This window comes from Plantibacter sp. Mn2098, from assembly GCF_049319745.1.
Taxonomy (GTDB): domain Bacteria; phylum Actinomycetota; class Actinomycetes; order Actinomycetales; family Microbacteriaceae; genus Plantibacter.
This window is the reverse complement of sequence record NZ_JBMOUH010000011.1, coordinates 21,729-45,757: the sequence shown is the minus strand read 5'-3', so window position 1 is coordinate 45,757 and position 24,029 is coordinate 21,729. Positions and strand designations below refer to the sequence as shown.

At 67.5% G+C, this 24,029-nt stretch carries 19 protein-coding genes; 8 read left to right on the top strand and 11 right to left on the bottom strand.

The window, feature by feature from the left end:
• Nucleotides 1-8: 8 nt before the first annotated feature.
• The 7 genes from ACL9RL_RS16830 to ACL9RL_RS16800 all read right to left on the bottom strand — a co-directional run bounded on the left by ACL9RL_RS16830 (nt 9) and on the right by ACL9RL_RS16800 (nt 10,287).
• Nucleotides 9-5,747 (bottom strand): Ig-like domain-containing protein, encoded by a 5,739-nt coding sequence (locus tag ACL9RL_RS16830; protein ID WP_422781440.1) that lies wholly within the window; start codon nt 5,745-5,747, stop codon nt 9-11.
• Nucleotides 5,748-5,872: 125 nt separating this feature from the next.
• Nucleotides 5,873-6,613: a hypothetical protein gene (locus tag ACL9RL_RS16825; protein WP_422781439.1), complete on the bottom strand. Its 741-nt coding sequence runs from the start codon at nt 6,611-6,613 to the stop codon at nt 5,873-5,875.
• Nucleotides 6,614-6,631: 18 nt separating this feature from the next.
• Entirely contained in the window at nt 6,632-7,279 is a 648-nt protein-coding gene (locus tag ACL9RL_RS16820) for a serine/threonine-protein kinase (protein ID WP_422781438.1), read from the bottom strand.
• The gene (locus tag ACL9RL_RS16815; protein ID WP_422781437.1) at nt 7,269-8,096 is read right to left on the bottom strand and encodes a hypothetical protein; all 828 of its coding nucleotides are present in this window, start codon (nt 8,094-8,096) and stop codon (nt 7,269-7,271) included. The genes ACL9RL_RS16820 and ACL9RL_RS16815 overlap by 11 nt, the downstream gene beginning before the upstream one ends.
• Before the next feature lie 112 nt (nt 8,097-8,208).
• Nucleotides 8,209-8,499, bottom strand: coding sequence for a WXG100 family type VII secretion target (locus tag ACL9RL_RS16810; protein ID WP_422781436.1), 291 nt, complete (start codon nt 8,497-8,499; stop codon nt 8,209-8,211).
• 109 nt (nt 8,500-8,608) lie between these two features.
• A complete protein-coding gene (locus ACL9RL_RS16805) occupies nt 8,609-9,448 on the bottom strand; it encodes a hypothetical protein (protein WP_422781435.1) in 840 nt (279 codons plus the stop codon).
• A complete protein-coding gene (locus ACL9RL_RS16800; RefSeq protein ID WP_422781434.1) occupies nt 9,445-10,287 on the bottom strand; it encodes a hypothetical protein in 843 nt (280 codons plus the stop codon). The genes ACL9RL_RS16805 and ACL9RL_RS16800 overlap by 4 nt, the downstream gene beginning before the upstream one ends.
• 85 nt (nt 10,288-10,372) lie before the next feature.
• Between ACL9RL_RS16800 and ACL9RL_RS16795 the strand changes: the two genes are divergently transcribed.
• The 8 genes from ACL9RL_RS16795 (at nt 10,373) to ACL9RL_RS16760 (ending at nt 19,480) form a co-directional block, all read left to right on the top strand.
• Nucleotides 10,373-11,461 carry an Ig-like domain-containing protein gene (locus ACL9RL_RS16795; protein WP_422781433.1) on the top strand — a complete coding sequence of 363 codons (1,089 nt, stop codon included), beginning with the start codon at nt 10,373-10,375 and terminating at the stop codon, nt 11,459-11,461.
• 73 nt (nt 11,462-11,534) lie between these two features.
• Entirely contained in the window at nt 11,535-14,822 is a 3,288-nt protein-coding gene (locus ACL9RL_RS16790) for an FtsK/SpoIIIE domain-containing protein (RefSeq protein ID WP_422781432.1), read from the top strand.
• A 33-nt stretch (nt 14,823-14,855) separates the two neighbouring features.
• A complete protein-coding gene (locus ACL9RL_RS16785) occupies nt 14,856-15,935 on the top strand; it encodes a hypothetical protein (RefSeq protein ID WP_422781431.1) in 1,080 nt (359 codons plus the stop codon).
• Between the two features lie 82 nt (nt 15,936-16,017).
• Nucleotides 16,018-16,311 carry a hypothetical protein gene (locus ACL9RL_RS16780; protein ID WP_422781430.1) on the top strand — a complete coding sequence of 98 codons (294 nt, stop codon included), beginning with the start codon at nt 16,018-16,020 and terminating at the stop codon, nt 16,309-16,311.
• Between the two features lie 30 nt (nt 16,312-16,341).
• Nucleotides 16,342-17,442, top strand: a complete 1,101-nt coding sequence (locus ACL9RL_RS16775) for a hypothetical protein (RefSeq protein WP_422781429.1) — start codon at nt 16,342-16,344, stop codon at nt 17,440-17,442.
• A gap of 124 nt (nt 17,443-17,566) precedes the next feature.
• Nucleotides 17,567-18,631 (top strand): hypothetical protein, encoded by a 1,065-nt coding sequence (locus ACL9RL_RS16770; protein WP_422781428.1) that lies wholly within the window; start codon nt 17,567-17,569, stop codon nt 18,629-18,631.
• Nucleotides 18,628-19,326: a hypothetical protein gene (locus ACL9RL_RS16765; protein ID WP_422781427.1), complete on the top strand. Its 699-nt coding sequence runs from the start codon at nt 18,628-18,630 to the stop codon at nt 19,324-19,326. Before ACL9RL_RS16770 ends, ACL9RL_RS16765 begins: the two co-directional genes overlap by 4 nt.
• The gene (locus tag ACL9RL_RS16760) at nt 19,316-19,480 is read left to right on the top strand and encodes a hypothetical protein (protein WP_422781426.1); all 165 of its coding nucleotides are present in this window, start codon (nt 19,316-19,318) and stop codon (nt 19,478-19,480) included. Before ACL9RL_RS16765 ends, ACL9RL_RS16760 begins: the two co-directional genes overlap by 11 nt.
• A 309-nt stretch (nt 19,481-19,789) precedes the next feature.
• On the opposite strand, the gene ACL9RL_RS16755 is transcribed toward ACL9RL_RS16760, so the two are convergent.
• From ACL9RL_RS16755 to ngcE, 4 genes are all read right to left on the bottom strand, one after another.
• On the bottom strand, nt 19,790-20,554 hold the full coding sequence (locus ACL9RL_RS16755; RefSeq protein ID WP_422781425.1) for a copper homeostasis protein CutC: 765 nt from the start codon (nt 20,552-20,554) through the stop codon (nt 19,790-19,792).
• 154 nt (nt 20,555-20,708) lie between these two features.
• Nucleotides 20,709-21,620, bottom strand: coding sequence for a carbohydrate ABC transporter permease (locus ACL9RL_RS16750; RefSeq protein ID WP_422781424.1), 912 nt, complete (start codon nt 21,618-21,620; stop codon nt 20,709-20,711).
• Nucleotides 21,617-22,618, bottom strand: coding sequence for a carbohydrate ABC transporter permease (locus ACL9RL_RS16745; protein ID WP_422781423.1), 1,002 nt, complete (start codon nt 22,616-22,618; stop codon nt 21,617-21,619). Before ACL9RL_RS16745 ends, ACL9RL_RS16750 begins: the two co-directional genes overlap by 4 nt.
• On the bottom strand, nt 22,615-24,021 hold the full coding sequence (ngcE, locus tag ACL9RL_RS16740; RefSeq protein WP_422781422.1) for an N-acetylglucosamine/diacetylchitobiose ABC transporter substrate-binding protein: 1,407 nt from the start codon (nt 24,019-24,021) through the stop codon (nt 22,615-22,617). The genes ACL9RL_RS16745 and ngcE overlap by 4 nt, the downstream gene beginning before the upstream one ends.
• Nucleotides 24,022-24,029 lie beyond the last annotated feature (8 nt).

Sequence of the window (24,029 nt, the reverse complement as noted above, 5' to 3'; positions counted from 1 at the left end):
TCGTGTGTTCACCGGCAGGTGGTCGCCGTGTCGAGCGGTGGCGCGTACCAGATCCCGGCGAGCTGGACCCGGGTCAGGACCGTCGTCGTCCGCCCGCCAGGTGGCGCAGGCGCGGCGGACGGCGGCCCCCATGGAGTTCGGGCCTCGACCGCCCCGGTGGCTGAGAGCGTGAGATAGGAGACCTCGACGACCCCGCTCAGTCCGTTGTTGTCCGGGGCGTTCACGATCGTCTGTCGACCGTCGACCGGGCACGACAGGACGCTCGCGCGCACCCGCAGCGGCACAAGCGCCTGACCGATCCTGACCGGGGCGCCGCACGATTGGGACGACGCGAGTCCGCACGCCCTCGCCCAGACATCGAGCACACGTCCGTAGTCGGCACCGCCACCGATGCTCGCCCCTGAGTTCACCGTCACCCAGCCGGACGGCCCCGCACCGGAGGCGACGACGGCCGCTTCGTAGTGGTGCAGGTCCGACGCCGCGGAGCTCAAGCTCTCGACGACGAGGTCCACCGTCCCGCTCGTCCCATCGCTCAGCGTCGCCCGCCCGCCGCTCAGAACGGGTTGCAGCTGGACCGGTCCGCTCACCACCTGCCGACAGAACAGCCCGTTGCTCGCCGCGACGAGGTAGGCCCCGCCGTCCGCAGGCCGCGTGTCCCGCCAGCTGGTGCCGGACGGGACGTTCGATCGGAACGTCGCCGGATCGCACATCGCACCAGGATCCCCGCCGCTCGCCTGCGAGACAGCGAAGCGGAGGGACGACCCGCCACCGGCTGATGCGCCGTCCCAGTCGACGTCGACCCAGACCGCTCCCGCGGTGCCGCTGACGAGCGACGCCTTGACGTTGCCGACCGTCGGTGGGCCGACCGCGACACCGGACCCGGCGGCGGCCTGACCCTGGTTGGTCCGGTTCTTCGCGACGACCGCCGCCGTGTACTGCTGCCCGGGTGCGATCGAGGGGTTCTGGAAGGTCGTCGAGGTGTTCGGTGTGGGAACGGTTGTGCCCAGTTCGACGCCGCCCGGACCGGTGAGCGCCACTTCGTAGGCCGCAACGGGTGTCCCGGTCTTGGAGGCCACCGCATCCCACTCGACGGTGACGGCGTGTCCGTCCTGGTCCTGGTTCGATCCGGTGACCCTGACCGATGCCGACGCTCCCGGCGTTGTGTCGACGACGACCGGGGCGCTCTGCGGGCTCGGTGCGCCCTCACCGACACCGTTCGTCGCCGTCGCCGAGAAGCTGTAGGGCTGGCCGAAGACGAGTCCGCTGATCGCACATCGGTCCGGATCCGTGCACACCGTCGAGACCGAACCGTCTGCAGACGAGACCCGATACCCGGTGATCTCGGAGGCGTTCGGGAACGCATGCGGCACCGCGAGCACCACACTCGCCGCCTCGTTGTCCTGGGAGACGACCCGCGGAGCACCGCCAGGGGCGTCCGGCACGTCCTGCACCCGGATGACGACGGTGCCGATGGCGTTCCTGGCCGCATCACCCGTGACATCGGCGACCTCGTACGGCACCGTGAAGTCGCCCGTCGGGCCGGTGCGGTCCACCGTGACCGACAGGCGGCTCCGATCCGCACCTGAGGCGACGGATACTCCGACGGGGAGACCTCTCGTATCGATGGCGGCGACGGTCAGCGGGTGGCCGGGGAACGGATTGGTCGCCTCGTCGTTCGCGAGCACGTCGACGGGCACGGTCGATCCCCGCGTCACGACCACCCGATCGGGCTGCGGGGACACGATGGGCCGGGTGGATCGTACGACGTCGATCGAGATCACTCCCGATGTGCTCGTGGTACCGCCGTCCGCGGCCTGGACGACGACCTTGGCCGAGGACCCGACCGCTGCACCGTCGACCGCTCGGATCGTCAGCACCGAGCCGGACACGGTGGCGCCGACGATCGCCTTCGACCCGGACTCGGCGGTGAACGTGAGCTTCGAGCGTCGTTTCGGGTACGGATACTCGGTGAGCGACAGCAGGTCGATCGTCGTCGACGCCCCGGACTCGAGCGAAACAGCGACCCCTCGGACCACGGGTGGCTGCGTTTCACTCGGCGTGACGGTGATCGGCAGGGTGATCGTCGACCGGTTCCCGCGTCCATCGCTCGCGTCGGTCACCCCGACCGTCACGGATGCCGGCCCCCAGAACCCTGCAGCTGATGTGAAGGCCAACGTCGTCTCGTCCGCCACGAGCGGGGATCCGTCCCCGCCGGTCGCCGACGCCGTGTCAGTGATCAGCACCGGACGGCCACCGGCGGCGACCATCTGCTGGCCGATCGGGATCGTGAGGGTGTCGCCGCTCGCGACCGTCAGCCCTGGCGCAGCCTGACGCCGCTCCGGCGCAGCATCGGCTGTTCCCGGCATCCAGATGAAGGCGGTCGATTCGACGTCGGGTGCATCTGCGCGTGCGACGGTGAACGGGATGATCCGCGACCGCTCGACGATCGGCACACGGACCTTGCCGTCAGCGTCCACGTCGACGCCCAGTGCATCGCCGGGGACCGAGACGACGAGGTCGCGCTTGCCGCCCTCGATGCTCCGGGCGGACGCGAGGACGTCGACGTCGATCGACTCGCGGTCGCCGAAGTCCTGGAACGACAGCACGACGTCGTGCGCCGTCGGCCTCGCGGGCGGGGCGTCGGGGTCGACGTCGATGTACAACCAGGCCTGGCTGGTACCGCCCCGTGGATTCTGGATCGTGTAGAGCACGCCGTACCCGCCTCTGGCGTCCGGGGCGTCGAGCGTCACGGCGTCAGCGGTGAACCTGACCTCGATCGTGTCGTCCGTCGGCTCGACGGCCGTGATGGTGAGACGCCCGCCGTCCGGGTCCGAATCGTTCTCGAGCACCGGCACGGTGAGCGTCGCGCCGGGCCTCGTCACAACGAGGTCGTCCACGGCCACCGGCTGTGCAACCTGCTCAGCTGGCGGGCTGACGCCGATCCGCACGGTCCCTGTGCCCACTGCGCCGAGTGCGTCGACGACTGCGTACTGGAAGGTGTCAGTCCCCGTCGAATAGGGTCCGGCCTCGTATTCGAGCATGCTGCGCCCAGTTCCGGTGATCGCGCCGAGGCGTGGCGAGTCGGTCGCGCCGAGCAGCGTCACGGTGTCTCCGTCGTCATCGATCCCACCGAGTGGCACCGGGATCGACACAGTCCCGCCCGACGTCACCCTCGCAGTGATCGTCAGCGGATCCGGGGCGGTGTTGTCAGCGGCTTCGAGGTCTCGGACCGTGATCGTGACCGGGGCGGTCGCCCATTGACCGTCTGCGGTCGAGATCCGATAGACGGCTCGATACGTCCCCGGCTTCGACGGTGCCAGGTACCGCAACCGGTCGGTGGCGCTCACCAGGACACCGCCGCCGTCCGGGACGTCTTCGACGAGGTCTGGGTCGAGCAGGAACGGCTTGCCGTCCGGTTGCGAATCGTTCTCGAGCACCGGCACGTCGACGACGGCGCCCACACGCACGGAGATCGTGTCCGCGAGTGCGACCGGCGGCTGCAACTTGCTGGGATCCGGAACCATCACGATCGTCAGCTGCCCGTCCGCGGTCGTCTGGCCGTTCGTGACGGTGAACGGCACCGTGACGGGTCCATCGTCCAACTGTCGTTTGAGGGTGACACGGACGTCGCGTTGGTCGATCGATTCGAGGAGGACTCCCGAGGCCTCCGGCGCCGCGCCGACACCGACGAGGTCCAACACCCCGCCGGCCGGATCGAAGGCCGTGTCGAGGACACGTGCCGTCACGGTGCCGTGCAGCGGGAGGAACACCGTGACCGGGCGGACCACGGGAGTCGACACACCGCCGGGCGGAGCAGTGGTCTCGAACCGGATCCGAGCGCTCGTCGTCTGCGAGCCGTCGGTCACCGCGTATTCGAGCAGATGTGTACCTGCGGTGTCCGCGCGGATGACGGCCGTGCCGCGCGAGTAGTCCGCATCGATGCGAACCTCGTCGTCCTGCACGGCCGACACGCCACTCACCGTGATCGGGCCGGTGCCGCCGCGCGCGTTCGACGTCGGGGCGACGGAAACCTCCTGCCCGGTGTACCCCGTGATCGCAAAGGACTCGGCGATGAGCGGGACCGCTCCCGGCTCCCCGATCGTCACCTGCACGGTTCCGTCACCCGCCGCCGTCCCGTCGGACACCACGATCGACGCAGTGGCGACACCGCCGGCGCCGCCCGAGCTGCGCAGTTCGAGCGCGCCGTCCGCTGTGAACGTCGTCCGAGCCGGTTCCTGCACCGAAGCGTCCTGCAGGAAGATCGGGTCGCCGTCGGGGTCGACCCAGTCGACGAGCGTCTGGATCGACGCAGAACCGGCCACGGCCACCGATCCGCGCGTCGGACGGACCTGCGCCGGCGGCGAGTTCTCGTTCGGACCGCGGATGGCCAGGGTGACGGTCGCCTGGTCGTGCAGACCGTGCCCGTCGTCGATGGTGTAGCCGAAGACGATGGAGCCGGACGCCTCCGGTCTCGTCGTGACGAGCAGCTGCTGCGCATTGTTGACGATGTCGACGCGACCGAGGGTCGCCGGGATCTCCTCGACGCCGCTGATCACGAGCGGATCACCGTTCGGATCGCTGTCGTTCACGAGCACGGGAAGCACGGTCGGCCGACCCGGACGCGCGCCGAGTTCGTCGTCTGCGGCGACGGGAGGCAGTTGCTCCTGCTCCACGTCTGGCGGGACGTCGCGCTCGTCCTGTTCGACGTCGACGACGTCGGCGTCGACATCGAAATCCCCCCAATTGTCGATGACGGCGCCGTCCGCCCGCAGGTCCCAGGTACGACCGCTGCTCGGATCGTTCGCGACGATGGTCCGCGTGTTCACAACGATGTCGAGGATGCCGCCGGGGACGACACCGTCGAGGGCGTAGCTCCGAGGACGCCCGCCGTCACATGCGACCACCGCCGTCCCGTCGGACCAGGCCGCGTACGTGCACCCGTCGACGGTGACCGGCGCGGCGGCGGTGCCCGTGCCGCCTGCGCTGATGCGTGCTGGACTGCCGCCGTCGACCGGGAGCGCGAAGAGCCCCTCGTCACCCGAGACGAGCACACGTGTCGACTGGGTGTCGGACGCGCCGATGCGGAGGGATTCGGGCTCATCGGCCTGACCGACGAGATCAACGGTGGTGCCGTCGATCCACACTTCGGACGATGCGGGGTTCAACACGACCGGGTGGCCGTTGACGACGGACACCGCCGGATGATCGACATCGCCGCTGAAGGAGACCGATACCGTATGACCGTCCTCCCCGGACAACACGGACCCCGTGGTCACTCGGCCGCTGCGTCGGCTGAAACCGGCGTATCCGCCGTCCTGGTCGAGCGCGAACACGGCATCAGCGCCGACATTGAGCGTTGCGGGCGAGGCTGCATCGAAGGTCGCGATGTCGGCGAGGTCCACGACCCAGACGTCACCGGTCTCCGGCATGGTCACGGCGACACGATTTCCCGCCGACTCGACGACGGGCACCCCGACCGGCAACGGCACGGTATCGGTCACCGTCGCCCCGGCCGGGTCGATGACCTCGATCGTGTTGGCCGCCCGGTCATGGGCGAGCAACCGGTCGCCGGTCTGCAGGAGTTCGACGTCGCCGCCTGCGATGTCCACAACGGTGCTCAGCTGTTCAAGCCGGGTGTTGGCATGTCCGACGAGCCGTTTCGAACCGTTGACCACCCACGCGGATGCATCGTCGAGATCCACCCGCTGCTCGGTGTAGCCGTCGGTGACGAACACGACTGCGGCCACGAGGCCCGCCGCCACGACGACGCCGACGGCCGCGGGCGCGCGCCGTGGGAGCCCACGCGTGCGCCGCCTGCCACCGCTGCCACCGAGACGCCGACCACGAGGTCGCAGCTGCTCACGGAGCACCATCAGTTGCGCACGCAGACCGGGTCGGATGCGGGCCCCGGCCGACCGTTGCGGACGACCGCGACCGTGACGCACACGCGGGAACCGGCTTCGGCGCGGTCGATGACGAGGCTCGTCCCTCGCTGCCCGCGCCCCGCTGCGCCGTCGACACGGACCAGGTATCCGTCATCGGCCGTCCCGTCCGGAGCCGACCAGGCGAATTCGATGCTCTTCGCTCCCGATGTCGCGTGCAGATCCGCGACGGTCGGGATCTGACGCCCACGCAGACCGGTCGTGACGACGAGCACGATCGCCGCCGCGACTGCAACCCCGACGAGCACGGACACTCCGGCCACGAGCCAGCGGTGACGGCCCCGGCGCGGCGCCCATGCCCGCGCATCGAGCACGGTGGCGCTCGCGTCCTCCGACACCGTTCCGGTCCGCGAGTCGGCGGAGTCGGTCCGTGCTCCGGGCTGGCGACGGAATCGACTGCGTGCCGTGGCCGCCCGTGCAGTTCCCTGGACGTCGGTGGTGCGCAGCGCGTCGACGTCGATCACGCGTTCGTCCGGCACGTCCAGCGCGCTCGGGCGCAACCCGAGCTCGGCCTCGGCGAGTTGCACGCGGCGGAGCAGGTCCAGGATCGACGCCGGTCGCCGCGCCGGATCCTTCTCGAGCGCCTGTGCGAGCGCAGCCTCGAGCGAGGCCGGGATGTCCGATCTGCCGGTGGGGCGCACACGTTCCCTGCCGAGGATGCGCCGGGACACGCTGTCCCGAGAGTTGTCCTAGTCAGGCGCTTCGAACGGCGAACGGCCGGCGAGAAGCGTGTAGAGCGTCGCAGCGAACGACCACACCTCGCTGCGCACGTCGCCGCGCGACGCACCGCTCAAGACCTCGGGTGCCGCCCACGGCACGGACAGTCCCGTCGCCCGGTCCAGATCGGCCGCCACGAGCGTCGCCGCGATGCCGAAGTCGGCGAGCAGCGGCCTCCCATACGCGGTGATGAGGATGTTCGCCGGCTTGACATCGCGATGCAGCAGCCCTGACCGGTGCGAAGTCTCCAGCACGCTGCCGACTGCGACCGCGGTCTCCAGCACTTCGGACAGCGGAAGACGCTCACGGCGATACCTGGCGCCGAAGGACTCCGGGCAATACTCCATCACGAGGTACGGTCTGCCGTCCGGAGCGATGCTGGCCTCGTAGACGGTCAGCACGGACGGATGAGACGAGAGCTGCGCGAGTACGGCCGACTCCGCGAGGAACATGGAGCGCACCTGGGCGCTGGTCGCATCCAGCAGGACCTTGACCGCGACGTTTCTGCGGGGCATCGCCTGCTCGTAGAGATGGACGTCGGCGAACCCACCGGAGCCGAGTGGTCGCAGGACGGTGTACCCGGGCAGGATCGGCGCCGGCGCCGGGAGCCTACGCGCCATGAAGCACCCCCTGGATCAGGATGGTGACGTCGTCGCCGAGGTCGAGGATGCTCCCGGGCAGCAGCGGGCAGTCCTCTCCGCCCCTCAGCCGATAGGCGTCGCCATACGGAGGATTCACCCGGGTGCCGTTCGTGGACCAGAGGTCCCTGGCGAGCGCGATGCCTGCTTCGTTGCGTACGAGGAGATGACTGCCGGACACACGGTCGCCGTGGGCGCCGACGATGACCAGTGCAGTCGTGCCAGAGGTCTGCTCCGCCGGTACGCGAGGGGATCGTCCGACGACGAGACCGGCCTGGACCCGCATCGGCCGTTCGAGCGAGGCGTCCCGGATGACGACGGCGATCGACGACGGATCGGTCGGTGGCGTCCCGACCAGGATCGTCTCATCGACGTCGTGGACGGGGACGCCGAGTGACGAAGGCGTCCGGACGACGGTCTGGACGACGATGGTGTCGTCGGATTCAGGAGCCGATCGGAGCATCGGCGGCCCCGTGGTCGTCGCATCGACTTCGGGAGGGAGCCCCTCCTGCGGCGGACCGGCGAGCGAGACGGTGGCTCGGATCACGTTCTCGAGCACCAGCTCCGCCCCTGCGGCATGGTCGGAGGCGTATCGGACGGTTGAACCATCGTCGGTCACGAATGATGCGTCGACCTGACGCCCGACGATGATCTGGACGACGTCGCCGAACCGGTCATGCAGACCGAAGCCGCGCTCGTCGATCCGGTCCACCACGACCGACACGGCGCGGGGAGCGTCCCATTCGAGCGTCGTCAGGGCGCAGGTGGACGGTCGTGCGGCGGCGATCGGCTTCATCATCCATCTCCGAGGGCGTGAGTGAGGTTCAGGGTCGCCGTTGATCGGCGGTGCGCGTACAGCAACAGGGTGCGGGTGCTGACGATCACGACCGTCGGCACCCGCACCATGTGGATCAGACGCGGAACGCGCTGGCGACGTTCGACTCGGACTCCGCGTAGTAGTTGGCCGCCTTGCCAAGCATCTGCGAGATCCCGACGAGCGATTCGTTCAGCTGCGCGGCGGCCGTGTTGAACTCCACGTAGAGCTCGTTGAACGCCGTCGAACCGGCGCCCTCCCACTCGCTGCCCATGCCGTCGACGAGGCTGCGCAACTGCGCGAGGGTCGACTGGAGGTCGCCGGCGCCGCTGGACAACTGACCGGAGACGGCGACGAGGTTCTCGGATGAGACTTTGATGTTTGCCATGGTGTTCCTCAATTCGGTGAAGGGGCGCGCAAACGAGTGTCAGCACAGACCATAGATCTTGTCATATTCCACAGTGGTGTCGATGCATTGATGCACAGCGGGCCATGAATCACTCCACGGGAAGGGCCGCGTCGACGAACTCCGGACGCTCCGGATCGGCCCCCTCGCCCCACCCGTCGAACGCGAACACACCGCGCCCTGTCGCATCGGTGACGGCCAACGCGATCGGCAACGGTGGACCGACCGTCGTGATCGTGGCGGTCCCGGTCAGCACCCCATCCGAGCTCATCTCGAGTTGCAGCGACTGCGCATCCCGGTCGACGCCCTGGGCCCCGAGCCGGATCGAGGCTCCGGATCCCTCTGTTTCAAGAACGCCCGCGAGCGGCCCGAACGGGTCGAGCAATCGCAGCCACGGCGCAATCCGCTCGTCACCGGCCCGGAACCGGACGAAGGCGGCCTCCGCCGCTTCCTGCCCGATCAGGGCCGCGAACGATGCGCTGCCGCGGACGAACACCTCGTCACCGATCCGCCGCCACTCCGAGCGCACCCGATCCGAGCCGCCACCGTCCATCTCGACCGTTCCGAGACACGTCGTCGAAGACCCCCGCACGTCGATGGACACAACGCGATTGCCGGCGTCGACACCCTCTCCGGCCACGTCCTCAGCCGCACGTCCACCCGTGGCTTCGGGAGGCGGGGGCGAGTACGTGCCGACCACGTGTGCGCTGCGCGCATCCCGGACGGCGTCGCCGACCACGGCGAGGAGCTTCGGCGCCGGCAACGATTCGATGCCGTTCAACACGTTCTCGGAGGCCGCGGGCGACCCGATCGACGCGATGGTCGGCACAGCGGCGGATTGCGGGCCTGAGCACCCGGCGCACAGCGCCGCCCCAACGCCGATGCACACGGCGAGCGCCGCCAGCCGCCGTCGGCCGATGCGCGCCGTCACCGGGCGACCGCGTCGAGAACGCACACCCGCGCGCCGCCCTGATCGTCGATGACCACCGGGTCGTCGGAGAACGCTTCCGACGCGGCGACCTCGGCGCTCCGCACGGTGAAACAGCTGTCCGAGGTGACGCCGAGTCCCCGCTTCGGCACCCACACCTCCCGCCCCTTGAGCATCGCACTCAGGTCGGCGGGGGCATCGAGCGCCTCATCGGTCATGACCACCGAATACGGCACGTCGGGCCCGCTCCACTCGATCACGTAGTTGTCGCCGCCGTCCTGGATGACCAGATCCGATACCCGATCAGGCTCCCGGAAGATGTTCCCGAGGACGAACATCGCCCCGACGCCGACGAGCGTCACTCCAGCCACTGCTATCGACACGATGAATGCGGGTTGCCTCCGCAACGGCTTCGGCGGCGGCGGCTCCTCCAGCTCCGGGAGCACCTCGCGATCGCGGGCGAGTCGCGCCTTCGACTCGACGAGGCGATCCCAGCCGAGTTCGAGCAGCGGAATCCGGCCGTCGGCTTGCGCGCCCAATCCGAACACACGCTGCACCGGTGCGGCCGATGTCAGGTGCAGCGGCATCTCCGGGACGAACGCCTCGCGCTTCGCCCTCGCTGCGACCTGGGGCGCAACTGCGACCGGCGGTGGAGCTGGAACAAGAGCCGGGCGTGCAACCGGAGGCGCGAGCGGGGGCACGGGAGTGAGCCCGGGTGCAGCGGCGACGGCAGGCGCAGCCTCCGGCATCCGAGGAGCCTTGGGCTGCAGCCGGATCGGTCGCTTGAGACGCTGCTCGTCCCGCCGTTCGTCTCGTTGCCCGAAATGATCGCGGTCGACCACAAGAACTCCTCACCGTAAGATATGCCATGCTAGCCGAGATCAGTCGGCTCGCTGAGCACGGATATCGAGCACTGGCAGGGGGAACATGCGCTCATCCCGCATGCGGACGATCGCGGTCATCACGGCCGCGCTGTGCTCCGTTGCGTCCGTCGCGGACCCGAGCCCCGCCGTCGCCTCGCGAAGCACCCTCCTGGTCGACGACACCACCGGTCTCGACGTCGCTGTCCCGTATCTCGGTGCAGCGAACGCACAGCTACCGAAGGGGTGGACCGCGACCGCCTGTCCCCTGGGCGCCACCCCGGATCTCGTGTCGATCGGATGCGAGGGAAATCGGATCACCTTCACCGCCGCCGACTACGCCGCTGACCTCGGCACCCAGACCGTCACGATCGGCGCATCCGTCGGCGGCGTCGAGCAGTCGATCAGCTACACCGTCTCACTCGCGCCTCCACGGCTCGCCGCGTCGCGGTCGTTCGAGTACGGCTATCCGGTCGCGCAGGGCGCGACGGCATTGATCGCCTATTCGGACCTGCGGACCGACTGCGGCTCGTGCACCGATACCGGTCCGGCGTTCACGAGCGGCTCGGTCTCGCCTCGCGCGGCCGGCGCCGTCGCGTTCTCCGGCACAGGCATCATCTTCCGTCCGGCGCCCGACTTCTCCGGGACCGTTGAGATCTCCTATGAGATTCGCGACCGCTACGGACAGACGAGCGAACCGTCGATGATCGAACTCACCGTGGTCCCCGGCCGCAGCCGCGCGCCTGCGGTCGTCGACGACACGGTCTCCGTCGATGTCGGACAACGCGCGTATGGCAACGCCCTCACCGACGATGTGCAGCAAACGGGCGTGGAAACGATCGTGATCGCGTGCGGCAAACCGGGCAACGGCGCGGTCAGGTGCGAAGAGGACGGCTCCTACGTGTACACGCCGGATCCCGGGTTCGTGGGCATCGACTCGTTCAGCTATCACCTCTTCACGCGTGGCACGGGCGATCAGGTGGCCGGCGTTGTGCTCGTCGGCGTCGGCGCGGATCCGATTGCCGCGAAGGACGTCGGCACCGGAGACGAGGTGATCCCAAACATCCATCCACCCCGCCCCGATTCCCGCCGCACCATCGGCATGTTCGGTGGCCTCCGTGAGGCGGTCGAGGAGATCTGGGGGCCTGCGGCATGACCGGTGGCACCGACTGCAACACGACCGACGGTATCGACCACACCGACCGCCATTCCCCTCCAGAGGAGCACACATGCGTCTCAGCCTGACCGCCCCGAACCCCGCCGCGAACACCGGCGACGAATCGCACGAGGTCGTGCTCGACGTGGAGGAGACGGCGACGATCGCGGAGCTCGCGACCGCGCTGCGCGTCCCGCCCGGCTTGATCGTGCCCGGCATCGATCACGAGACGGAGCTCGGCGACGCCGGCATCGTGAGCGGCATCGTGCTCCCCCGTGCCGCAGCCGTCAGACTCGCGCCTGGCACGGCGCGTCTCGAGTTCGTCGGCGGCCCGTTCTCCGGCGAAGTCGTGCCGCTGACCCCCGGTGCGACCATCACGGTCGGGCAGGATCCGTCCATGCTGTTGCGCCTGTTGGACCCTGCGGTCGAGGCGCACCACGCGACGATCGTGGTCTCGCGTCCTGGCCCGTCGACCGCGTCGCCGTCGGCCGGGCCGTCGCATCGCACTGGGCCATCGACCATTGCCATGACGATCAGCCCGGCAGGCGACATCGCGCCCGTACTCCTCAACGGCGTGCGCGTCACGGATCCGGTCGAGGTGAAGCCTGACGAATACGTGCAGTTGGGCGCAAGCCTCGTGCGGATCGGGGTGACTCCGACGCCCGACGCCGACGTGCAGCGGGACGGGCTCGGCATCGCATTCAACCGCTCGTCGAGAATCCGACCCCCGCAGGCGACACCGGTCGTGAAACTCCCCGGCGACAAGCCGACGGCGTCCGAACGCGCGCCGATGCCGTGGCTGTCGGCGCTCATCCCGGTGGTGATGGGCGTCACGCTCGCGATCATGTTCCATCGTCCCTACATGCTGATGATGGCCGCAGCATCACCGCTGATGGTGATCGGCTCCTATCTGACCAGTCGTCAACTCGCGAAGCGGACGGGCAAACGGACCGTCGACACCTGGCGGAACGAGGTCACCAACGCCAGGTCCACGATCGACGGTCTCATCGAGAACCAGCGGAACCGTGCGTGGCGGACGAGTCTCGACCCGGTGTCGGTCGCAGATCTGGCACTCGCGCCGCTCGGGCGGTTGTGGGAGCGGCGAGTGGGCGACGACGACGCGCTCCGGGTTCGCGTCGGTGTCGGCGAGGTGGATCTCGATGTGCGATTCGAGGGGGCGCGTCCGAGGCACGCCGGCGAGGAGATCCGGCTCGGGGTATCGCCAACTCCCGTCTCAGTCGACCTGGCGACCGGTGTCGTCGGCATCGCCGGGGTCAGGGTCGCAGCTCTCAGCGTCGCCCGTTCGATGGTCATGAGCCTGGCTGCGACCAGATCGCCGCGGGATCTCGACCTCGTGCTGTTGTGCGAGGAGCACACCGCACCGGACTGGTCGTGGTGGCGGTGGCTGCCGCATGCCGACGGGGCCGCGTCGGCGCTCTCACTCGTCGGCAACACGCCTGACGCGCGACTCGCCAGATTGCGGGAGTTGACCTCGTTGCTCGAAGCTCGCCAGGCGGCGCGCGGCACGAGCAGCCGAATGGCCTTCGACCAACACACGGTTGTGCTGCTGGACGGGGCGAGGTCGCTGCGGACGCTGCCCGGAATGGTGGCACTCCTGGAGCACGGGCCGGCGCACGGCATCTTCCTCGTCGCGATCGAGGACGACCGGGCGAGGCTCCCCCAGGAGTGCGCGACCGAGGTGCTCATCGACGCTTCCGATGTGTCGATGGGCGTGATCGAATCATCGGTCGACCCGTGTGCGCGGGTGCTGCTCGACGGCACGACCGTCGCGGCGGCGACCGAGATCGCGCGGGCGCTCGCACCCATCGTGCACGTCGGCGGTGCGGGCGACGACACGGCGCTTCCCCGGTCGGTGCGTTTTGTGGAACTGGCCGGGCTCGATCTCGACGATCCGGCGCCGCTCGTGTCCAGATGGCTGTTCCGTCCCAGGGAGACCCGGGCGGTCGTCGGGGCTGGACCGGACGGGGAGTTCGCGATCGACCTGGCGATGGACGGCCCGCACGGGCTCGTCGCCGGGACGACCGGTGCGGGGAAGTCGGAGTTCCTGCAGACGCTCGTCGTGTCGCTCGCGCTCGCGAATCGGCCCGACGCCTTGACCTTCGTCCTGGTCGACTACAAGGGCGGTTCGGCGTTCGCGGACTGCGAGCGTCTGCCGCATACGATCGGGCTCGTCACCAATCTCGACGGCCGGGAGACCGAGCGCGCGTTGGAGTCACTGGATGCCGAGCTGAAGCGTCGAGAGCGCGTTCTCAAGGACCTCGGCGCGAAGGACGCGGACACCGCATGGGAGAAGGCGCCTGAGCAGGCCGCGGCGCGCGGTCTGGCGCGTCTGGTCCTCGTGATCGACGAGTTCGCCGAGCTCAAGGCCGAGTTGCCCGAATTCATCACCGGGCTCGTGCGCATCGCGCGGGTCGGCAGGTCGCTCGGGGTGCACCTGATCCTCGCGACGCAGCGCCCCTCCGGCTCGATCACACCGGAGATGCAGTCGAACACGAACCTCCGGGTGGCCCTTCGGGTGACGGACAAAGGCGACTCCACCGACATCCTCGGGAGTCCGGAGGCGGCCGCGATCAGCACCACAACACCGGGTCGCGGGTTCGTCAGGCGCGGCCCGGGCGCACAGCCATCCGCATTTCAGACGGCACGCGTCGCCGGCCGAAGACCGGGGGTTCAACACGCGCACCGGACGCTCCCACGCACGATCTCACGGCCGTGGCGAGACATCGGCGCTCCCGTGATGTTCCCCAAAGCCGCGGCATCCGGCGCGCCGGTCGATCACGACGACACCGATCTGCGCGCCATCGTGAACGTCATCACCGACGCCAGCACACAACTCGGCGTCGTGAAGAACCCGTCGCCCTGGTTGCCGCCGCTGCCAACACTCGTCACACTCGACGACCTCGCGGCTCCCTCCGCGCCGGAAGCAATCGTCCTCGGCCTCGAAGACGTCCCGGGCGAGCAGGCTCAGCGCCCGCTGGAGTGGAACGTGGTGACGCAGTCGCACCTGCTGATCGCTGGCGGCGCGCGGTCAGGAGCAACAACGATGCTCCGCACCATCGCGACACAACTCGTCGAGCGATTCAGTCCCGACGACCTCCACATGTACGCGATCGACTACGGCACCTCTGCACTGCTCCCCCTCGCAGACGTGCCACACTGCGGCGCGGTCATCACCGCTTCAGAGGGCACCCGGTTGCAACGATTCATCACGCTCATCCACGAGGAGATCACTCGACGTCAACGGATCCTCGCCGAGGGCAGATTCGGGTCGATCCAGGAGCAGCGTGCCGCAACCGCCGCCGACCGAATGGCCTACGCCGTGATTTTCGTTGACGGGTAGGACCGACTGATCGCGGACCATGCAGACATCCAGATGGCATTCAAGGAACGGTTCGTCAAGATCCTCCGCGAGGGCCCAGCCGTCGGTCTTCGAATGATCATCAGTGGCGACCGAGGACTCGTCGCCGACAAGATCGGCAGCTTCATCGCCGCGAAGTATGCGCTGCCCCTGGCAAGCCGAGAGGACTACTCGTTCGTTGGCGCCATCGCGCGGCAACTCCCCAACTCGTCGCCTCCCGGTCGGGTCTTCTTCGACGGACCGCACTTGCGCGAAGCGCAACTCGCCGTCCTCCCGGGCGGAGCCTCTGGTGAGCAGCAGGCGATGGAGTTCAGCAGACGCCTGCAGCACGTTGCCCGGTCGAGCCCCGCCGCTGCCCGTGCGGGCGCACGGCGGCCACTGCGCGTCGATGTGCTCCCCGCGTTCGTCACGCTCGACGATGCTCGTACCTTCCGTGCGGAACTCGATGAACCAGACAACCCGGTGACCGTGGCCGTCGGCGGTGACGACCTTTCCCGAATCGCGGTGGACGGTCGATCGCTTCCAGCGTTCCTCGTGACCGGCGAGCGTCGAACCGGGCGTTCGACGACGCTCGCCACCATCACAAGACAACTGGCCGTACTGACCGACACGATCATCGTTGTCAGTCTCACCGAGTCCCCCCTGCGCAGCGTCGCTCGCGAACTCGGGTTGATCACGTTCACGGAACCCGATGTCGAACCCGCGCGCTTCCTGGAGGTCGTGCGCCCGATCCGCAGTCGGGCTGCGGCCGCGGGCCGCCGGTACATCAGCATCGTCATCGACGACGCCGAACAGGTACGCAACACCGTCCTCAGCTCCGCGATCCTGCAGAACGAAGACCTGTTCGCGTTCTGGGTCGCCACGCACCCGGAGGAGCTGATCGGCCCGCACAATCCGATCGCCACAGCAGGTCGACAGGGGCGAACGGGTCTCGTCCTGTCGGCGCGATCCGCGGCGGTCGGGGGAAACGCGTTCAACACGAGCTTGCCGGTATCGATGCTCGGTCGATCGATTCCAGGACGCGCCGCATTCTTCGCCGAGGGCGAATACCGCGAAGTGCAGATCCCCACGTCCGCGCTCCAAATCAACACATGACGAAAAGAACCCATCACATCATGAGGTACTTTAGGTGGGCGCCCGCCTATGCGGGATTCGAACACGTTGGGGGTGTAACGGCATGACCGATTTCAGGATGGACACCTCCGTGGTCATGGATACCGCAGACCGCATCTCCGGACTCGCAGAAGAGTTGGACGCGGGCGATGGAATCAACACCGACGATTCTTGCCGATCGGCGTCCGTGGCCCAGGGAGCTCTTGACGCCGTCGGGTGGTTCCGCATGTCGGCCACCCGTTCGCATGGCGATGTCGATGCGATCAACCTCGCCGCCCGCTCAGCTGCCCAAACACAACAGATCGTCGATGCGAACGTCGCACGAGGATCAGCCCCACGCGGCTCCTGGCTGCCGTAACGCGTTGCAACAACAGCAAGGAGGAGCCTGATGGAGCATTGGACTGAGGAGGACCCGTCCGCTGGCGACATGGACGCCCTACGGACCATGGCCGAGAAACTCCGGACCCGCGGAAACCTGGAACTCATGCACGCGTCCACGATGCGCGCCCACGTCACCGGAACCCTGGACTTCTGGACAGGCGAGAGCGCTGACGCGTGGTCCGAGAAGTCCGACCGCGCCACCACCCACATGGAAACCTTCGGCAACGCCTGCCTCCAAGGCTCTACCGCGATCGACGCCTACACCGGGGCCATCGACGAACTCCACACCCTCTACCGATCCAAACGCGGCATGTTCGACCGGGCCGTCGCCGATGCCCGCCGCCTCGGGATCATCTGCACCCCCACCCGGCTCGAGGGCACGTTGAACACGATGACCTGCGAGCTCGGCACCCCGGACGCCACCGGCCGCCCGACCCCTAACGACGTGCACAACGCACAGACCGACATCGACAACGCCGCCGGGCAGATCCGCAACCTGATCGCACAACGCCACGACCTCGACACCGCCCTCGCCGCCGCATTCCAGACGATGACCGGCGATTGGCCCGCCCAAGCAGCAGCATTCCGGGCAATCGGCATCACCGACCCAGCCCTCATGCAGCCCGAGAACCTCGCAGGACCCCTCGCGGAGTACGCAGCGAGCATCGCCGCCCAGGACGGTCCCATCACCCCGGACCAGGCCCGCACACTGAACGAGTTCTTCACCCGCTACGGCACCGATCCCCGCATCATGGGAAGTGTGTTCACAAGGCTCGGCGGCGAACACACCGCCGACCTGATCAACGCGCTGAACCGGACTGTGACAGACCCGAACCGGGACACGAAAGCACTCTCACCCGAAACGATCGCTGGGCTCGCCGGAGCAGTACGGGCAGGGCTGGCTGTCGGGTCGCAGAACTGGACCGGGCTCGTCGGCGACCGCTTCGCCGACGGCCTGATCGGCTCCCCACCCAGGCTCGATGTCACCGGGTTCCTGTTCGACGGGCCACCCTACCTCGGCGAAACGCTCACCGTCCGCGCGGCGGAGATCATCGATACCCACGAACGCGTCACCGGGGAACGCCCCGCACCACCTCCTTCACCCTAACCAGCCTCTACGACCAGTACTTCCGCACCCCACCACCACACACCCCGGAAACGACGCCGCCGGCCGCATCTTCCAAACCCTCGGCCAATACCCCGAACGCGCAGCCGACTTCCTCGGCAACGACGTGCAGACGGCGAACCGGTCCACCGTCGGCGCCGATCGGATCGCGTACTGGTACGGGTCACGAGACTGGTCGATATCCGACCACTTCGCCGGCCCCGGCGCACTCCTGGAAGGCGCACAACACGCCACCGGCGGACCAAACGACCCAACCGTGACCGCGGAGGCCTATAACCGGGCATCAACAATCATCGCCCAAGCCATCGACGCCCTCTCAAGAAACGGCTCCTACACGGCCGAGACCCTCAGCGACCCCGCAGCACGCTCCTTCGTTCGCGCCATCACCCCCTACCTCGACGACTTCGCCAAACACCCCCTTTCAGAACGCAGCAACAGCAGCGACAAGTGGTTGATCGGGCGAGACCCGAACGTGCCCCAACCGCCGAAGTCCGCGGAGGATGCGCTGGCGAAAGTGTTCGGCGGGCTGATGGGGAGGGAAGCCTCAGCGTCGATGATCCGTGAAGCCACCGCACGCGTGATCACGCAGGAATACGAGCGATCACTTGCCAGCGGCGACCCGGAAGCCCTCCAGCAAGCACTCGACCGCATTGCCGGTCTCTCCGCACTCGTCAGCGGCAGCGGACTCGGGGCACCGATCGCCGCCGCGGAACAAAGCGCGGCAGACGCACAAGCCGACCGCGACGCCTGGGCCGGACTCCTCGGCCACATCCCCGTCCCAGGAGGCGCTGCCGCCGGCATCGCCGCGTCACTCCTGCTCGACGGAGCTTTAGGATTCGCCGACCACCTCTCCGCTCAGGACCTCGAAGCGCTACTGCGCTCCGCCGAAGACAACCAAAACGCCCTCGCAAACGTATTCCACACCCAAATGACCGCGAGCATCCTTACCGCGCACGACACCCCGTTCACACCACCACCCAGCTGGGACGACGCCCTCACACAATCGGGAGGCGACACGAACCAAGCCGCCGACACGTTCGGTCGCGCGGCCGGAGACTGGCTCTACCAATACGAGGTTTCAATCCCAGCCAACCTCCGCACAGCGATCTCCGGCGCAGCGAACCACTACGGCTCCCACCTCTTCGGAGCCTACGAATGGTCACGCAAATGACCCGCCACACCGTCGCCAAAATGGCCATCATGAGCCTGGTCGCCGGGCTCCTCCTGACCGGGTGCGCGCCGCCGCGACCCAACGAGGTCACCCTGCCACGCGTGTTCTGGGACGACGACATCGAACCCACCTCACCACTGGAGAACGACCCACTCGTCACATTCGCCAGAACTGCAACCGCCGCCGAAGCGTACGCCATGAACACCGGCAACTTCGCGTTCCCCCAACTCATCGACTCCTACGGCGAGGACTGGGTGAACTCCCTCTACGAACAGTACCTCGACCAAAGAACCGAAGACGCCACCTGGGTCTACCCAGGACCATCACCCTGGCAACCACTGCGCATCGAACGTGACCCCACTCCCGAAAACGTCAACGCCCGCATCCTCGTCGTGTGCGGCAACGTCCTGAACTGGCTCATCAACGCCGAAGACCCCACCAACACCGGCACCTTCGACCGCACCAAGACCACCACCGGATACATCCACATCAACCACTACCCCGAAGAAGGCCCCGATAGCTACGCCGTTGTCGACCGAAACTACGGCGGCAGCGGCTTCGGTAATTTCGGTACCGGCGAACCCTGCGACGGATCACAAGTCCCCGTCGGTCGCTACCAAACCACCCCACCATTCCCACGCGTCCCCGTCACCGAAGCACCGTACCCACCACTCCCAACCAGCGATGACCAGTAGGAGTCCGATACTGGGCACCAGACCGATCGTCATCACAACGATTCTGACCATCCTCGGCGGCACCTGGGACGAACACGACGGCCCCATCGCCAACAGTTGCGACGTCACCAACGGCCTCTACACATCGGCGAAATCGACGACGGCCTCATCGTGATGGTCGCAGAAGGCCCCTGCATCCCAGGAGACTTCGGCCAAGTCAGCGACGACGACGTCCGAAAACTCCACGAACAAGACTCCTCCGGAGGCCCCCAACGGTGAACACCGCTGAGCTGCTCAGCGTCCTATGTCCGGACCTTGCCACCGCTCAACCGGGCCCAACGACCACGCGAGGAGCGGCATATTGCCGCTCGAAACGCGGCGGGAGGACAATGCGCCGCCCCTCGGTGGGAGGAGGAAACGGACTTAGCTCACGAGCGACAAGGCTAGCCGCAGCGCGCTGCCGCTGGAGAGGCGACGGGCGACGTCAGCGGCCGACAGCGCGCCTCACGGTGGCGATGGCACGCGCGACGGTCGTCGCGTCGGTGACGTCGAATGCAGCGGACCCGCCTCCGGGCCCGGTCTCGCTCAAGCGCCCGGACGGACGCTTCGCCGACAGGTGGACCGCGTCGACACCGGCGCCGATGAGCGCGGGGATCGCATCGACCGTCACCCCACCGCCCGCCATGATCTCGATCCGACCGGCCGAGCGCTCGACGAGCTTCGACAGCATCGCAACACCATCGATGCTCGCGCGTGCCTGGCCGGACGTCAGCACACGACGCACACCGGCGTCGGCCAACGCATCGATGCCGCCGAGCGCCTCGGTGGACGCGTCGATCGCCCGGTGGAATGTGACGTGGAGCCCACCGGCGGCCTGCACGAACTGCGCGGTCGCTTCGAGATCGATCGACCGGTCGCCCTGCAGCGCACCGACGACGACACCGGCTGCACCGGCGGCTTCGAGCGCGAGGATGTCCCCGGTCATGACCTCGATTTCGGCCGGGGTATAAACGAACCCGCCCTCACGCGGACGCACGAGGACGTGCACAAAATCATCGAGTCCGGCCTCATCGGCTGCCCGGACCGCAGCCATCACCAGCCCGATCGATGGCGTCAGCCCACCGACCGCGAGCGCCTGACACAGTTCGATGCGCTCTGCGCCCTCGCGAATGGCGACGCGGACGCCGTCCAGGTCTTGGACGGCGATCTCCACCGCTACGTGTCGTTCAAGGGTGCTCACGGAACTCATACGTCCAGTCTCGCGCATGTGCGGGGTGTCCCCGTGACGCCCCACCGGCTCACGACGACACCCCGCACACACTCACAGCGCTCCCCCAGCGCACTCGGTTCCACAGCGCTCCCCACACAGCTCTCCCCCACGGACACCACGAACGAGCGACCGATTACTTGTTCGTGCCCTGTGAGACCGAACCCTGCAACTGACGTTGGAAGATCAGGTAGACGATGAGCACCGGGACGACGGTGATGACCGATGCGGCGAACAACGCCCCGAAGTCCACCGAATACCCGGCTTGAGACGCGAACGACGCCATCCCCTGCGTCAACACGTAGTTCTGCGGGTTGCTGTTGAGAGCCACCGGCAGGAGGAACTGGTTCCACAGTCCGACGAAGTTGAGGATCGCGACGGTCGCGAGCCCCGGCCTGGCCATCGGCAGCATCACCTGGAAGAACGTCCGCCACTCTCCCGCCCCGTCGAGTGCGGCCGCTTCCGCGATCGACGTCGACAACGACTTGAAGAAGGAGAACAGGAAGAACACTGTGAACGGGAACGCGAACGCCGCATAGGTGAGGATGAGGCCCGGGAGCGTGTTGAGCAGCCCGAGACTGCGCAGGACGAAGAACAACGGCACGATCGCGAGGAACACCGGGAAGGTGAGCCCGGCGAGCATGAGGTAGTAGATCGCCCTGCTGCCGAAGAACTGGAACCTCGCCAGCACGTACGCGCACATCGATCCGAACAGCATCGTCACGATGAGCGCCCCGAACACGACGATCACGGAGTTGATGAAGAAGCTCCCGATCCCGGCGGTCGTCCACGCGTTGACGTAGTTGTTGAAGTTCCACTGCGACGGCAGCGCGAACGGTGAGGAGAAGATCTCCGAGCTCGTCTTGAACGAGGACATGACCGTCCACAGCAGGGGGACGACGACGACGATCGACCAGATGATGAGGACCGTGTGCGATGCGGTCCCCACCACCTTGTCGCCGGTCGTCGACTTCCTGGTCGACGGCACCTTCTTCGAGGTGCCGACGACGGCGGGATGGTTCGTTGTGGCGGTGGTGACCGTGCTCATTCTGCAACCTCATTCGTTCCGCCGGTGAGCCGGCTCACCAGGAAGACGATCCCCGCGAACAGCAGGGTGATGAGCGCCAGCACAACACCCATCGCACAGGCGTAACCGAACTGGCCCTTGGTGAACGCCGTTGTGAACAGCTGCTGCGACATCACGAGCGTGGTGTTGCTCGGTCCGCCTCCCGGGTTCAAAGCCGCCATGTACACGAACGCGTCGAGCGCGAGGATGCCCATGTAGATGTATGCCGTCTGGATGTTGTCCCTGATGAGCGGGATCGTGATCGTGAGCGCCGTGCGGAACCGTCCGGCCCCGTCGATTCGGGCCGCTTCGTAGATCTCCGCCGGAACCCCCTTGATCGCTGCGATGAACAGGACCGTGTAGAAGCCGATGAGCCCCCACACGATGACGAACATCGTCGCGATCATCGCCGTGTCCGGGTTGCCGAGCCAGGCGAAGGACTTGAACTGGTCGAGACCGAGTCCCGTCAGCACACCGTTCAACAGACCGGACGACGGGTCGTAGATCTGCTTCCAGATGAGGCCGATCACGATGGCGGGGATCACGTACGGGAAGAACGTGATCACCCGGTAGACACTCGAATTCCGCAAGCCCCGCATCGGCCCGTTGCTCGGCCCGCCGATCGTGATGAGCGACGCGAACAGCAGCGCGATCCCGAGCGTCACGATGGGCAGCACGATGGCGAGCGTCACGCTGTTCCCCATCGCCTGCAGGAACGTGGCGTCCTGGAAGAGCTTCGTGTAGTTGGAGATGCCGACGAAGTCCATCGCCGGTGAGAAGCCCGACCAGTTGGTGAGCGAGTAGTACGCGGCCTGGGCGAACGGCGAGACCACGAACACCACGTACCCTACGACGGGCACGATGAGGAAGACGAGGAAGAACGTGATCCGGTCGAACGTGAAATCGCGCCGGCGCCACCGGCGGGCGGCGGGAGGTTTCCCGCCACCCACACGCCCGACCGGTGTGCCGATCGCTGTCATTTGACGGTGACCTTCTTCACCGAATCGTCGGTCCGGACCTTGTCGCTGATGTCCTGCAGACCCTTGGTGAGGGTCGCGACGTCCGAGCCGCCCTGGAGGAACGTGTTCCAGAGGACGAGCTGGTCGGTGTTGAGGCCGTACAGGTCGACGAAGTTCCAAGAGAACACGTCGGACCCTGCGCCCTCGAGCATCTTGACCTGCGACACGAGCGCCGTCGAGCCGAAGCCGTCGGCGGGGATCGTGTCCTTCACGATGGTCGACGAGAACGTCGTCTTCGCGAAGTTGACCGCAGCGTCGTTGGAGAGCATCGCGCGCATGAACTCCTTGCCGCCGGGCACGTTCTTGCCCTGCGACGGAACGACGAAGCCTTCACCCGCGGTGCTGTGCAGCGCCGTGTACGGCATCTTCGGGCTCGCGGAGACGGTGGGCTCCGGAGCGCCCGTCATCTTGAAGCCCTCCTTCGTCTGCGTCTTCATCTCGTTCTCGATCCAGCCGCCGGAGGGGTAGAGGATGAAGTCCTCCGCGTTGCTCCACTGCGCCTGCGCTGCCGTGAACTGGGTTCCGGCGCCACCGGGCTTGACGTAGCCGGCGTCGATGATCTTCTTGAGCGCGTTGAAGACATCCTGCACGGGCTGGAGCGACCAACAGCCCTCCTCGAGGTTGTCGAGCGCGAGACGGACTTCGTCGCCGCCCTCCTTGATGGCCGAGGCGATCGCCATGGTCTGGTAGTAGGTCGCGGCCTCAGTGCCCCACCCGAACAGGTACTTCCCCTGCTCCTTCGCCTTGGCGCCGAGTTCGAGCGCCTCGTCCCAGGTCTTCGGCACGGTCCAGCCGTTGGCCTCGAACAGTGAGGCCGAGTACCACACGGCGTAGACCGTGAGCACGTAATTGAGCTGGACGAACTTGCCGTCGAACGTTCCTGGCTCGACCACACCGGGGTACAGCGTGTCCTTGATGACCTTGCCCTCGTAGTTCTTCGCCTCGATGACGGAAGTGAGGTCCTCGAGCTGGTCGCGGATCGTATTGATGCCGATGAGGCCGGCGCCACTGTTGTCGATCACGTCCGGCGGGTTGCCGGCGACGAAACGCGGCTGGAGGGTCTGCGCGATGTTCGTCGCCGCGGTGACCTTGACGGTCGACCCCTTCTGCAGTTTCTCGACGAGCTTGCCGGCGAACTCGGTGTACTCGATGCCGTAGCCGCCCTTGAAGATGACTGCGTCGACGGTCGAACTGGCGGCCATGCCGAAGGGGTTCGTTGCGGAGACCGCTCCCCCGGTCGCCGCTGGCGATCCGCCTCCTCCGACACACGAGACGAGCGTCCCGCCGAGTGGGAGGAGGACTGCCGTGACGAGAGCTCCCCGGAGGAAGTCTCGGCGTTGGAGTGGTGCATGCTGCTGTTCCATCGTTTTAC

Excerpts from the sequence above, each read along its gene's own strand:
- ACL9RL_RS16785 (WP_422781431.1), top strand. The coding sequence starts at position 14,856 with ATGGCATTCAAGGAACGGTTCGTCAAGATCCTCCGCGAGGGCCCAGCC.
- ACL9RL_RS16795 (WP_422781433.1), top strand. The coding sequence starts at position 10,373 with ATGCGCTCATCCCGCATGCGGACGATCGCGGTCATCACGGCCGCGCTG.
- ACL9RL_RS16760 (WP_422781426.1), top strand. The coding sequence starts at position 19,316 with ATGACCAGTAGGAGTCCGATACTGGGCACCAGACCGATCGTCATCACA.
- ngcE (WP_422781422.1), bottom strand. The coding sequence starts at position 24,021 with ATGGAACAGCAGCATGCACCACTCCAACGCCGAGACTTCCTCCGGGGA.
- ACL9RL_RS16810 (WP_422781436.1), bottom strand. The coding sequence starts at position 8,499 with ATGGCAAACATCAAAGTCTCATCCGAGAACCTCGTCGCCGTCTCCGGT.
- ACL9RL_RS16745 (WP_422781423.1), bottom strand. The coding sequence starts at position 22,618 with ATGACAGCGATCGGCACACCGGTCGGGCGTGTGGGTGGCGGGAAACCT.
- ACL9RL_RS16820 (WP_422781438.1), bottom strand. The coding sequence starts at position 7,279 with ATGGCGCGTAGGCTCCCGGCGCCGGCGCCGATCCTGCCCGGGTACACC.
- ACL9RL_RS16750 (WP_422781424.1), bottom strand. The coding sequence starts at position 21,620 with ATGAGCACGGTCACCACCGCCACAACGAACCATCCCGCCGTCGTCGGC.
- ACL9RL_RS16790 (WP_422781432.1), top strand. The coding sequence starts at position 11,535 with ATGCGTCTCAGCCTGACCGCCCCGAACCCCGCCGCGAACACCGGCGAC.
- ACL9RL_RS16755 (WP_422781425.1), bottom strand. The coding sequence starts at position 20,554 with ATGAGTTCCGTGAGCACCCTTGAACGACACGTAGCGGTGGAGATCGCC.
- ACL9RL_RS16815 (WP_422781437.1), bottom strand. The coding sequence starts at position 8,096 with ATGATGAAGCCGATCGCCGCCGCACGACCGTCCACCTGCGCCCTGACG.
- ACL9RL_RS16780 (WP_422781430.1), top strand. The coding sequence starts at position 16,018 with ATGACCGATTTCAGGATGGACACCTCCGTGGTCATGGATACCGCAGAC.
- ACL9RL_RS16765 (WP_422781427.1), top strand. The coding sequence starts at position 18,628 with ATGACCCGCCACACCGTCGCCAAAATGGCCATCATGAGCCTGGTCGCC.
- ACL9RL_RS16775 (WP_422781429.1), top strand. The coding sequence starts at position 16,342 with ATGGAGCATTGGACTGAGGAGGACCCGTCCGCTGGCGACATGGACGCC.